Origin of the sequence: Streptomyces sp. NPDC053541 (assembly GCF_044544705.1) — a bacterium.
Lineage (GTDB): Bacteria > Actinomycetota > Actinomycetes > Streptomycetales > Streptomycetaceae > Streptomyces.
In genome coordinates this window covers 158500-170607 of the sequence record NZ_JBITXM010000008.1, presented here as the reverse complement: position 1 = coordinate 170607, position 12108 = coordinate 158500, and the positions used below count along the sequence as shown (strand labels likewise).

The 12108-nt window shown below is 71.2% G+C and carries 8 protein-coding genes; 6 read left to right on the top strand and 2 right to left on the bottom strand.

What is annotated here, in order from left to right:
• Positions 1–83: 83 nt before the first annotated feature.
• Together ACIGW2_RS21430 and metH are read right to left on the bottom strand one after the other, a co-directional pair.
• A complete protein-coding gene (locus tag ACIGW2_RS21430) occupies positions 84–803 on the bottom strand; it encodes an HAD family hydrolase (protein ID WP_399845120.1) in 720 nt (239 codons plus the stop codon).
• 130 nt (positions 804–933) lie between these two features.
• Complete coding sequence (metH, locus tag ACIGW2_RS21425; RefSeq protein WP_399845117.1) at positions 934–4455, bottom strand: methionine synthase; 3522 nt, start codon at positions 4453–4455, stop codon at positions 934–936.
• A gap of 243 nt (positions 4456–4698) precedes the next feature.
• Between metH and ACIGW2_RS21420 the strand changes: the two genes are divergently transcribed.
• The 6 genes from ACIGW2_RS21420 (at position 4699) to ACIGW2_RS21395 (ending at position 12058) form a co-directional block, all read left to right on the top strand.
• Complete coding sequence (locus tag ACIGW2_RS21420) at positions 4699–5463, top strand: IclR family transcriptional regulator (RefSeq protein WP_361580192.1); 765 nt, start codon at positions 4699–4701, stop codon at positions 5461–5463.
• A 253-nt stretch (positions 5464–5716) separates the two neighbouring features.
• Positions 5717–6475, top strand: a complete 759-nt coding sequence (locus tag ACIGW2_RS21415) for an MIP/aquaporin family protein (protein ID WP_391653884.1) — start codon at positions 5717–5719, stop codon at positions 6473–6475.
• Positions 6476–6512: 37 nt separating this feature from the next.
• Complete coding sequence (gene glpK, locus ACIGW2_RS21410; RefSeq protein ID WP_361580427.1) at positions 6513–8042, top strand: glycerol kinase GlpK; 1530 nt, start codon at positions 6513–6515, stop codon at positions 8040–8042.
• 16 nt (positions 8043–8058) lie between these two features.
• Entirely contained in the window at positions 8059–9663 is a 1605-nt protein-coding gene (locus ACIGW2_RS21405; RefSeq protein WP_391653885.1) for an FAD-dependent oxidoreductase, read from the top strand.
• A gap of 118 nt (positions 9664–9781) precedes the next feature.
• Positions 9782–10843 (top strand): LLM class flavin-dependent oxidoreductase, encoded by a 1062-nt coding sequence (locus ACIGW2_RS21400; protein ID WP_391653886.1) that lies wholly within the window; start codon positions 9782–9784, stop codon positions 10841–10843.
• Between the two features lie 156 nt (positions 10844–10999).
• Positions 11000–12058, top strand: coding sequence for a PAC2 family protein (locus ACIGW2_RS21395; protein WP_391653888.1), 1059 nt, complete (start codon positions 11000–11002; stop codon positions 12056–12058).
• Positions 12059–12108 lie beyond the last annotated feature (50 nt).

The following is a 12108-nucleotide window of genomic DNA, read 5'->3' as shown; positions in this document are numbered from 1 at the left end:
GTTCGGCACTCTGCGTGACCAAGCTCACGCAGGGTTCTTTTCGGCGGATGGCCCGTTCGTTTCCGGACGCGAAGCCGGCCGGCTCAGATCCCGCGGGGCGCGGCGCTCGGCGAGGCGATCAGGGTGCGCAGGAAGGGCACGTCGACCTCCTCCAGGGAGCGCACGACGACACGGCCCTGGGAGGGCGGGATCGGGGCCACGGAGGGCACGGCGACGACCCGGCAGCCGGCCGCCTCGGCGGCGGCGACACCGGTCGCGGTGTCCTCGACGACGGCGCACAGAGCGGGGTCGGCGCCCACGCCGCGGGCGGCGGTCAGATAGGGCTCGGGGTGCGGCTTGGTCTGGCTCACCTCGTCGCCGGCGACGGTCAGCGCGAAGCGGTCGCGGCCGAGCGAGCCGAGCACCCGGTCGATGATCCGGCGGTGCGAGGCGGAGACCAGGGCGGTGGGGATGTTGTGCCGGGCCAGCTCGCCGAGCAGCCGGTCGGCGCCGGGCATCAGCGGCACGCCGCGGTCGATGCGCTGCTCGAACTTCTCGTTGAGGAGCACGGTGAGCTCCTCCAGGGTGATGTCGGCCCCGGTGGCCTCGATGAGGTATCCGGCGCTGCGGGTCATGGGGCCGCCGACCACGATGTCCCGCCAGGCCTCGTCCAGCCGGTGCCCGAGGTCCGCGAAGACCTCGACCTCCGCGTCCCACCAGAAGCCCTCGGTGTCGACGAGGGTGCCGTCCATGTCGAGGAAGACCGCCTGCAGCGCGGAGCTGCCGTTGGCTCGGATCAGGGACGCGGGGACCGTACTGGTCATCCGGCACACCTCCATGGAGGGACGAAGAGGCCGGTCACCCTCCCCGGTACGGGGGTGGCGACCGGCCTGCACTGGACCGACCAGTGTACGTCCGGTTCCCATGGGACGCAGGGATTTACCCCCGCACCGACTACCGAGCGTTGAAGTACTTCGCCTCCGGGTGATGGATGACGATGGCGTCGGTGGACTGCTCGGGGTGGAGCTGGAACTCCTCGGAGAGGTGGACGCCGATGCGCTCGGGCTGGAGCAGCTCGGCGATCTTGGCCCGGTCCTCCAGGTCGGGGCAGGCCCCGTAGCCGAGCGAGAAGCGCGCGCCGCGGTACTTGAGCGCGAACATGTCCTCCACGTCCGCCGGGTCCTCCCCGCCGAAGCCGAGCTCGGCGCGCACGCGCGCGTGCCAGTACTCGGCCAGGGCCTCCGCCAGCTGCACGGACAGGCCGTGCAGCTCCAGGTAGTCGCGGTACGAGTCGGAGGCGAACAGCTTGGCGGTGGCCTCGCCGATCTTCGAGCCGACGGTGACGACCTGGAGGCCGACGACGTCGGTCTCGCCGGACTCCTCCGGGCGGAAGAAGTCCGCGAGGCACAGGCGCCGGCCGCGCCGCTGGCGGGGGAAGGTGAAGCGGGTGCGCTCGTTGCCGTCCTCGTCGAGGATGATCAGGTCGTCGCCCTTGGACACGCACGGGAAGTAGCCGTGGACCACGGCGGCTTCGAGCAGGTTCTCCGTGTGCAGCCGGTCCAGCCAGCCGCGCAGCCGCGGCCGGCCCTCGGTCTCGACGAGCTCCTCGTACGAGGGGCCGTCGCCGGCCCGGTTCTGCTTCAGGCCCCACTGGCCCTTGAAGAGCGCGCCCTCGTCGAGCCAGGAGGCGTAGTCCTTCAGCGGGATGCCCTTGACGACGCGGGTGCCCCAGAACGGCGGGGTGGGCACGGGGTTGTCGGTGGCGACGTCCGAGCGGCCGCCGGGCTCCGGCTCGTCGATCTGGAGGGCGGCGGCGCCCTTGGCGACGCGCCGCTGCTTCAGCTCGGGCAGGCTCGCGCCCGGCACCCCGCGCTTGACGGCGATCAGGGCGTCCATCAGGCGCAGGCCCTCGAAGGCGTCGCGGGCGTAGCGGACCTCGCCCTGGTAGATCTCGTGGAGGTCCTGCTCGACGTAGGCGCGGGTGAGGGCGGCGCCGCCGAGGATCACCGGGTACTTGGCCGCCAGCTCGCGCTGGTTGAGCTCCTCCAGGTTCTCCTTCATGATCACGGTCGACTTGACGAGCAGACCGGACATGCCGATGACGTCGGCGGAGTGTTCCTCGGCGGCTTCCAGGATCGCGGAGACCGGCTGCTTGATGCCGAGGTTGACCACGTTGTAGCCGTTGTTGGACAGGATGATGTCGACGAGGTTCTTGCCGATGTCGTGGACATCGCCGCGCACGGTGGCGAGCACGATCGTGCCCTTGCCCTCGGCGCCCTCCACCTTCTCCATGTGGGGCTCCAGGTAGGCCACCGCGGTCTTCATGACCTCGGCCGACTGGAGCACGAACGGCAGCTGCATCTGCCCCGAGCCGAACAGCTCGCCGACGACCTTCATCCCGTCGAGCAGCGTGTTGTTCACGATGTCGAGGGCCGGCGTGGTGGTCAGGGCCTCGTCGAGGTCGGCCTCCAGGCCGTTCTTCTCGCCGTCGATGATCCGCCGCTTCAGGCGCTCCTCCAGCGGCAGCGCGGCCAGCTCCTCGGCCTTGCCGGCCTTCAGCGACTTCGCCGTCGCGCCCTCGAACAGCGCCATCAGCTTCTGCAGCGGGTCGTAGCCCTCGCTGCGCCGGTCGTAGATGAGGTCGAGGGCAGTGGTGACCTGCTCCTCGTCGAACCGCGCGATCGGCAGGATCTTCGAGGCGTGCACGATCGCCGAGTCCAGGCCCGCCTTCACGCACTCGTCCAGGAAGACGGAGTTCAGCAGGATGCGCGCGGCCGGGTTCAGGCCGAAGGAGATGTTGGACAGGCCGAGCGTGGTCTGCACGTCCGGGTGGCGCCGCTTGAGCTCGCGGATCGCCTCGATCGTGGCCACGCCGTCCTTGCGGGACTCTTCCTGGCCGGTGCAGATCGTGAAGGTGAGGGTGTCGATGAGGATGTCCGACTCGCGGATCCCCCAGTTGCCGGTCAGATCGGCGATGATCCGCTCGGCGATCGCGACCTTGTCCTCGACCGTCCGGGCCTGGCCCTTCTCGTCGATCGTCAGCGCGATCAGCGCGGCACCGTGCTGCTTGGCCAGCCGCGTCACCTTCACGAACCGCGACTCGGGGCCGTCGCCGTCCTCGTAGTTCACGGAGTTGATGACGGCCCGGCCGCCCAGCTTCTCCAGACCCGCCTCGATCACGTCGACCTCGGTGGAGTCCAGCACGATCGGCAGCGTGGACGCGGTCGCGAAGCGCCCGGCCAGCTCCCGCATGTCCGCGACGCCGTCCCGGCCGACGTAGTCCACGCACAGGTCGAGCATGTGCGCGCCCTCGCGGATCTGGTCCCGCGCCATCTCCACGCAGTCGTCCCAGCGGCCCTCCAGCATGGCCTCACGGAACTTCTTCGACCCGTTCGCGTTCGTCCGCTCACCGATCGCCAGGTACGAGGTGTCCTGGCGGAACGGCACCGACTGGTAGAGCGAGGCCGCACCGGGCTCCGGCTGCGGCTCGCGCACCGGCGGGACCACGCCCCGGACCCGCTCCACGACCTGGCGCAGGTGCTCCGGGGTCGTACCGCAGCAGCCGCCGACGAGCGACAGCCCGTACTCCGCCACGAAGGTCTCGTGCGCGTCCGCGAGTTCCTCCGCGGACAGCGGGTAGTGCGCGCCGTCCTTGGTCAGCACCGGCAGACCCGCGTTCGGCATGCAGGAGAGCGCGATGCCGGCGTGGCGGGCGAGGTAGCGCAGGTGCTCGCTCATCTCGGCCGGGCCGGTGGCGCAGTTCATGCCGATCATGTCGATGCCGAGCGGCTCCAGGGCCGTCAGTGCGGCGCCGATCTCGGAGCCGAGCAGCATGGTGCCGGTCGTCTCGACGGTGACGGAGGTGATCAGCGGCACGGTGTAGCCGGCGATCTCCATGGCGCGGTGGGCGGCGATGATCGCGGCCTTGGTCTGGAGCAGGTCCTGCGTGGTCTCGACGAGCAGGGCGTCGGCGCCGCCCGCGAGGAGGCCCTCCGCGTTCTGCTGGTAGGCGTCGCGGATGGTGCGGTACTCGACGTGGCCGAGGGTCGGCAGCTTGGTGCCGGGGCCCATGGAGCCGAGCACCCACCGCTGCTGTCCCGTCCGCTCCGTGAACTCGTCGGCGGCCTCGCGGGCGATCCGGGCGCCGGCCTCGGAGAGCTCGTGGATGCGGTGGGCGATGTCGTACTCGCCGAGCGCGGAGAAGTTGCAGTTGAAGGTGTTGGTGCCGACGCAGTCGGTGCCGACCTCGAGATAGGCGTCGTGGACCGCGCGGACGATGTCCGGGCGGGAGACGTTCAGGATCTCGTTGCAGCCCTCGAGCTGCTGGAAGTCCTCCAGGGAGGGCTCCTGGGCCTGGAGCATGGTGCCCATCGCGCCGTCGGAGACGACGACCCGGGAGGCGAGGGCCTCACGGAGGGCGTCGGCCCGGCGGGCGGCGGTCGCGGATGCGGTGGAAGGGGTCGGCGACGAGGCCATGGATGAGGCTCCCTGGGATGCGACGGCTGTCGGCTTTGCACCCTCGGGGGAGGGTGCACGGGCCCAGACTAACCGTGCGGGGGCCGGGGTGGACATGGGGTTCCAGCAGGTGGACGGCATCCTGTGTCCGGGGACTCCCGGTCCGGCCCGTTCTTGTCCGACACTGTCAGGTGTGACACAAGGTCGGCATCGACCGATAGTGTTCAGCATTGTCGAACAGCATGTGAGGAGAAGGGCCGGGCGATGGCGAAGAACATCCAGTCGCTTGAACGGGCGGCGGCGATGCTGCGACTGCTCGCGGGCGGCGAGCGCCGGCTGGGCCTGTCCGACATCGCCTCCTCCCTCGGGCTCGCCAAGGGCACCGCGCACGGCATCCTGCGCACCCTCCAGGCCGAGGGCTTCGTGGAGCAGGACCCGGCCTCCGGGCGCTACCAGCTGGGCGCGGAGCTGCTGCGCCTGGGCAACAGCTATCTGGACGTGCACGAGCTGCGCGCCCGCGCCCTGGTGTGGACGGACGACCTGGCCCGGTCCAGCGGCGAGAGCGTCCACCTGGGCGTGCTGCACCAGAGCGGCGTCCTCATCGTGCACCACGTCTTCCGCCCCGACGACAGCCGGCAGGTCCTGGAGGTGGGCGCGATGCAGCCGCTGCACTCCACGGCCCTGGGCAAGGTGCTGTCGGCCTACGACCCGGTGGCGCACAGCGAGGCGGTGGAGGTCGAGCGGGAGCCCTTCACGCCCCGTACGGTCACGGACCTCGCGGACTTCGAGACGCTGCTCGACACCACCCGGGCGCGCGGCTGGGCCGCGGACGTGGAGGAGACCTGGGAGGGCGTGGCCTCGGTGGCCGCGCCGATCCACGACCGGCGCCGGATGCCGGTGGGCGCGGTGGCCATCACCGGGGCCGTGGAGCGGGTCTGCGCGGACGGCGAGCTGCGCTCGGAGCTGGTGGCCGCCGTGCGGGACTGCGCCCGCGCGGTCTCCCGCGACCTGGGGGCGGGCCGCTTCTGAGCACCCGGGACCGCCCGCTGAACCCGTCGGTAACGATCGCGTTATCGGCGGGTTTTTCGTTCCCGCGACCCTTGACGCGCTGTTAACCGTGGCGCAAAACTTCCGTTCATCGGTCGGCATTGTCGAACAGCTACCGGCAATACGCGCTAAGGTGTGACAGTGCCAAGGGCCGGCAACGCCCTCACCTGAGGGCGCGAACCACCGGAGGACCCGTGGTTCGCCTTCCCCTGGACGAAGGACAAAGGAGTCGCGGGTGTCCAGCTCCGACATCTTCATCGGCGAGACCATCGGTACCGCCGTACTCATCCTGCTCGGCGGCGGTGTCTGCGCCGCCGTGACGCTCAAGAACTCGAAGGCCCGCAACGCGGGCTGGCTCGCGATCACCTTCGGGTGGGGCTTCGCCGTCATGACGGCGGTCTACATGACCGCTTCCCTCTCCGGCGCCCATCTGAACCCCGCCGTCACGATCGGCATAGCGATCAAGGACGGCGACTGGAGCAACGTGCCGGTGTACGTCGCCGGTCAGATGCTCGGTGCCATGATCGGCGCGGCGCTGGTCTGGATCGCCTACTACGGGCAGTTCCGGTCGCACCTCACCGACCCCGAGACGGTCGGCGAGAAGCCGGTCGAGGGCCCCGGCCCGGTGCTCGGCATCTTCTCCACCGGTCCGGAGATCCGGAACACCTGGCAGAACCTGGCCACCGAGATCATCGGCACCGTGGTGCTCGTGCTCGCCGTGCTCACCCAGGGCCTCAACGACAGCGGCAAGGGCCTCGGCGTCATCGGCGCCCTGATCACCGCGTTCGTCGTGGTCTCCATCGGCCTCTCGCTCGGCGGCCCCACCGGCTACGCCATCAACCCGGCCCGTGACCTCGGCCCGCGCATCGTGCACGCGCTGCTCCCGCTGCCGAACAAGGGCGGCTCCGACTGGAGCTACGCGTGGATCCCGGTCGCCGGTCCGCTGATCGGTGGCGCCATCGCCGCGGGTATCTACAACATCGCGTTCGCCTGAGCAGTCCTTCTTCCAGACTTCCCCCTTGGAGTACACCGTGACCGACGCCCACACCGCCGGCCCGTTCATCGCCGCCATCGACCAGGGCACCACCTCGTCCCGCTGCATCGTCTTCGACAAGGACGGACGCATCGTCTCCGTCGACCAGAAGGAGCACGAGCAGATCTTCCCGAAGCCGGGCTGGGTCGAGCACGACGCCACCGAGATCTGGACCAACGTCCAGGAGGTCGTCGCCGGCGCCATCGCCAAGGCCGGGATCACCGCCGCCGACGTCAAGGCGATCGGCATCACCAACCAGCGCGAGACCACCCTGATGTGGGACAGGACCACCGGCGAGCCGGTGCACAACGCGCTCGTGTGGCAGGACACCCGCACCGACGCCCTGTGCAAGGAGCTCGGCCGCAACGTCGGCCAGGACCGCTTCCGCCGCGAGACCGGCCTGCCCCTCGCCTCGTACTTCTCCGGCCCCAAGGTCCGCTGGCTGCTCGACAACGTCGAGGGCCTGCGCGAGCGCGCCGAGCGCGGCGACATCCTCTTCGGCACCATGGACTCCTGGGTCATCTGGAACCTCACCGGCGGCCCGCAGGGCGGCGTCCACGTCACCGACGTCACCAACGCCTCGCGCACCCTCCTGATGAACCTGCACGAGATGGCCTGGGACGAGCGCATCCTGCAGTCGATGGACATCCCGGCCGCGGTGCTCCCCGAGATCCGCTCCTCCGCCGAGGTGTACGGCACGGTCAAGGGCGGCGTCCTCGACGGCGTCCCGGTGGCCTCCGCGCTCGGCGACCAGCAGGCCGCCCTGTTCGGCCAGACCTGTTTCGCCGAGGGCGAGGCCAAGTCCACGTACGGCACCGGAACGTTCATGCTGATGAACACCGGCGACAAGATCATCAACTCCTACAGCGGCCTGCTGACCACCGTCGGCTACCAGATCGGCGACCAGAAGCCGGTCTACGCCCTGGAGGGCTCGATCGCCGTCACCGGCTCCCTGGTGCAGTGGATGCGCGACCAGATGGGCCTGATCAAGTCCGCGGCCGAGATCGAGACCCTCGCCTCCTCCGTCGAGGACAACGGCGGCGCCTACTTCGTGCCGGCCTTCTCCGGCCTCTTCGCCCCGTACTGGCGCTCCGACGCCCGCGGTGTGATCGCCGGCCTGACCCGTTACGTCACCAAGGCGCACATCGCCCGTGCCGTCCTGGAGGCCACCGCCTGGCAGACCCGCGAGATCACCGACGCCATGACCAAGGACTCGGGCGTCGAGCTGACCGCCCTCAAGGTCGACGGCGGCATGACCTCCAACAACCTGCTGATGCAGACCCTCTCGGACTTCCTGGACGCGCCCGTGGTGCGCCCGATGGTCGCCGAGACCACCTGCCTCGGCGCCGCCTACGCCGCCGGCCTGGCCGTCGGCTTCTGGCCGGACACCGACGCCCTGCGCGCCAACTGGCGCCGGGCCGCCGAATGGACCCCTCGCATGGACGCCGACAAGCGCGACAGCGAGTACAAGAACTGGCTCAAGGCCGTAGAGCGCTCCATGGGCTGGATCGAAGAAGAAGAGAACTGACGAGGAGCAATTCGCGATGACCACCCTGCAGAGCCTCCCCTCCCTGGGGATGCACCCGGCTGCCGGTTCCCTTCCGACCCGCGCCGAGACCAGGGAGCAGCTGTCCAAGGCGACGTACGACCTCCTGGTGATCGGCGGCGGCATCCTGGGCATCTCCACCGCCTGGCACGCCGCGCAGTCCGGACTGCGGGTGGCCCTGGTGGACGCCGGCGACTTCGCCGGCGCCACCTCCTCCGCCTCCTCCAAGCTCCTCCACGGCGGTCTGCGCTACCTGCAGACCGGCGCGGTCAAGCTCGTCGCGGAGAACCACTTCGAGCGGCGCGCGGTCTCCCGCCAGGTGGCCCCCCACCTGTCCAACCCGCTCACCTTCTACCTGCCCGTCTACAAGGGCGGCCCGCACGGCGCGGCCAAGCTGGGCGCCGGCGTCTTCGCCTACAGCGCGCTGTCCGCGTTCGGCGACGGCGTCGGCCACCTGCTGAGCCCCGCCAAGGCCGCCCAGGACGTGCCGGAGCTGCGCACCGACAACCTCAAGGCCGTCGCCGTCTACGGCGACGACCAGATGAACGACTCGCGCATGGCGCTGATGACGGTCCGCGCCGCCGTCGACGCCGGCGCGGTCGTCCTCAACCACGCCGAGGTCACCGGGCTCCGCTTCACCAACGGCCGGGTCACCGGCGCCGAGCTCCGCGACCGCCTGTCCGGCGACGAGTTCGGCGCGAACGCCCGCCTGGTGCTCAACGCCACCGGCCCCTGGGTGGACCACCTGCGGAAGATGGAGGACCCGAACGCGGCCCCCTCCATCCGCCTCTCCAAGGGCGCCCACCTGGTCCTCAAGCGCACCTCCCCCTGGAAGGCGGCGCTGGCCACCCCGATCGACAAGTACCGGATCACCTTCGCCCTCCCCTGGGAGGACATGCTCCTGCTCGGCACCACCGACGAGGAGTACGAGGGCGACCCGGGCGAGGTCGCGGTCAACGACAAGGACATCGCCCAGATCCTGGACGAGGCCGCCTTCTCCATCCGCGACCAGCAGCTCGACCGCTCCCTGATCACCTACGCCTTCGCCGGACTGCGGGTGCTCCCGGGCGGTCCCGGCGACACCTCCAAGGCCAAGCGCGAGACGGTCGTCACCGAGGGCCGCGGCGGCATGCTGTCGGTGGCCGGCGGCAAGTGGACCACCTTCCGGCACATCGGCCGCACGATCATGAAGAAGCTGGAGTCGCTGCCGGGCCACCCGCTCGGTGACGACTACGAGTCGGTCGCCACGCTGCCGAAGCGGCTGCCGCTGCCCGGCATCGCGAACCCGAACGCGGTCGCCCACCGTCTCCTCGTCGACGGCCCGGCCCCCGGCCCGCGGATGGCCGCCGACACCGCCAGGCACCTGGCCACCCACTACGGCTCGCTCGCCTTCGACATCGCCCGCATGGCGAACGAGAACCCGGAACTCGCCGAGCGCGTCCACCCCGACGCCCCGGAGATCTGGGCCCAGGTCGCCTACGCCCGCGACCACGAGTGGGCCGAGACGGCGGACGACGTGCTGCGCCGCCGCACCACCCTGACCATCCGCGGTCTCGCCACCGACGAGATCCGCCGCAAGGTCGAGGACATGCTGCGCAAGTAGCCCGCCCCCCAAGGGGGTTGTCGGGGGCGGTCGCCACCTTCGGTGGCGGCCGCCCCCGGCGCGTGAGCGCACACACGGCCGCCACACCGCCGCAACACTCGGCGCGCAGAGTGGAGGCATGAAGTTTCAGGTGCTCTCCCTCATCGGCCACGCCCCGCACCCGCTGACCGGCGAACTCCCCACCGCCGCCGCCCGGTTCGAGCAGGTCCTCGCGGTCGGCGAGGCCGCGGAGCGGCTCGGCTTCGACGCGTACGCGATCGGCGAGCGGCACGCCGGTCCCTTCCTCTCCTCCAGCCCCTCCGTGGTGCTCGGCGCGCTGGCCGCCCGCACCTCGCGGATCCGGCTGCTCACCGGGGTCACCGTGGTCGCGATCCTCGACCCGGTCCGGGTCGCCGAGGACTACGCCACCCTCGACCAGCTCTCCGGCGGCCGGATCGAACTCGTCGTCGGCAAGGGCGCGGAGGCCGGCCACTTCGACCTGTTCGGCCTGGACGAGAAGCGCCAGTGGGACCTCCAGCGGGAGAAGTACGAGCTGCTGCGCCGGCTGTGGACCGAGGAGGGGGTGGACTGGGCGGGCGAGTTCCGGCCGCCGCTGACCGGGGTGACCACGCTCCCCCGCCCGTACGCCGGTCCGCCGCGGATCTGGCACGGCTCGGCCACCAGCCTGGACTCCCCCGAGCTCGCCGCCCGGCACGGCGACCCGCTGTTCACCGCCAACGCCATCCAGCCGCGGGCCGCGTACGCGCGCCTGATCGCCCACTACCGGGAGAAGTTCGAGGAGTACGGGCACGACCCGCGCCACGCGCGCGTGGCGGCCGGCTCGGGCGGGCTGCTCGTCGCGGACACCACCGAGCAGGCGATCACCCGGTACAAGGAGCTGTACGAGGCGAAGGTGCGCCAGACCTTCCGGCCCGAGCTGGCCGGGAAGACCGGCTACAACACCCCGTTCCGTACCATCGAGGACGCGGTCGCGGACGGGCCGCAGCTGATCGGCTCCCCGGAACGGATCATCGAGAAGATCCTCGGCTGGCGGGAGGCCTACGGCCACGACCTCCAGTCGATCACCGTGGACGCGTTCGGGCAGTCCACGGCCGAGCAGATCGAGACCCTGGAGCGGTTCGCCGAGGAGATCGCGCCCGTGGTGCGCCGGGAGGCGCCGAGCACCCTGTGGGAGGACTGATCGGGAGGACCGGTTCCGGCCGTGTGCCGACGGGAGTTCCTGGGTAGTCGATCGAGACCCGCGGGGGCCTTCGGGCCCGTCCCACGACTGCGGGCGGACCGCCGGAAAGGCATAAGGTTGGTCCGTACGACAGGAACTCAACGAAGGAGGCGCTGGGTGATCGAGCTCGAGGGGGTTCCCGAGCTGATCGACCCGGTCATGGTGGCCGCGTTCGAGGGCTGGAACGACGCCGGTGACGCCGCCTCCGCCGCGGTCGCCCATCTGGACCGGGAGTGGAAGGGCGAGGTGTTCGCGGCGCTCGACGCCGAGGACTACTACGACTTCCAGGTCAACCGCCCCACGGTGTGGCTGGACGGCGGGGTCCGGAAGATCACCTGGCCGACGACCCGGCTCTCCGTGGTGCGGATCGGCGGCGACCGTCCCCGCGACCTGGTCCTGGTGCGCGGGATCGAGCCGTCGATGCGCTGGCGGTCGTTCTGCAACGAGCTGCTCGGCTTCGCGCACGAACTGGGCGTGGAGATGGTGGTGATCCTGGGCGCGCTGCTCGGCGACACCCCGCACACCCGGCCGGTGCCGGTCAGCGGCGTCACCTCCGACCCGGACCTGGCGCGCACCATGGACCTGGAGGAGACCCGCTACGAGGGCCCGACGGGCATCGTCGGCATCCTCCAGGAGGCCTGCACGCACGCCGGGGTCCCGGCGGTGAGCCTGTGGGCCGCGGTGCCGCACTACGTGTCGCAGCCGCCGAACCCGAAGGCGACCCTGGCGCTCCTCAACCGCCTGGAGGACCTGCTCGGGCTGCGCATCCCGCTGGGCGAGCTGCCCGAGGACGCGCGGGCCTGGCAGGTGGGCGTGGACCAGCTGGCGGCCGAGGACAGCGAGGTCGCCGAGTACGTGCAGACCCTGGAGGAGGCGCGGGACACGGCGGAGCTGCCGGAGGCCTCCGGCGAGGCCATCGCCCGTGAGTTCGAGCGCTATCTGCGCCGCCGCGAGCCGGGGCAGGGCCCGGGCGTGGCGACGGAGGGCGGGGACGCCTCGTACCTCCGGGACACGCCGAGCGAGCGGACCCGCCCGCCGAAGCCCCAGCAGCCCGGCCCGGAGGCGATCCCCGGCGCCGAGCCGCCGGAGCCGCCGTCCGGCCAGGACGACCGGGACGGCCGGGAGGGCGAGTCCGGTGACGCCGGCGACGCCGGTGAGGGGTCCGGGGAGGACTGAGCGCACGTACGGGAGGGGTGGCCGGGCCGCCCCTCCCGTACGCGTGTCCG

What these genes read in the sequence shown, in the direction of transcription:
- metH (WP_399845117.1), bottom strand. Translation starts at nt 4,455, where the DNA reads ATGGCCTCGTCGCCGACCCCTTCCACCGCATCCGCGACCGCCGCCCGC.
- ACIGW2_RS21400 (WP_391653886.1), top strand. Translation starts at nt 9,782, where the DNA reads ATGAAGTTTCAGGTGCTCTCCCTCATCGGCCACGCCCCGCACCCGCTG.
- ACIGW2_RS21430 (WP_399845120.1), bottom strand. Translation starts at nt 803, where the DNA reads ATGACCAGTACGGTCCCCGCGTCCCTGATCCGAGCCAACGGCAGCTCC.
- ACIGW2_RS21405 (WP_391653885.1), top strand. Translation starts at nt 8,059, where the DNA reads ATGACCACCCTGCAGAGCCTCCCCTCCCTGGGGATGCACCCGGCTGCC.
- ACIGW2_RS21420 (WP_361580192.1), top strand. Translation starts at nt 4,699, where the DNA reads ATGGCGAAGAACATCCAGTCGCTTGAACGGGCGGCGGCGATGCTGCGA.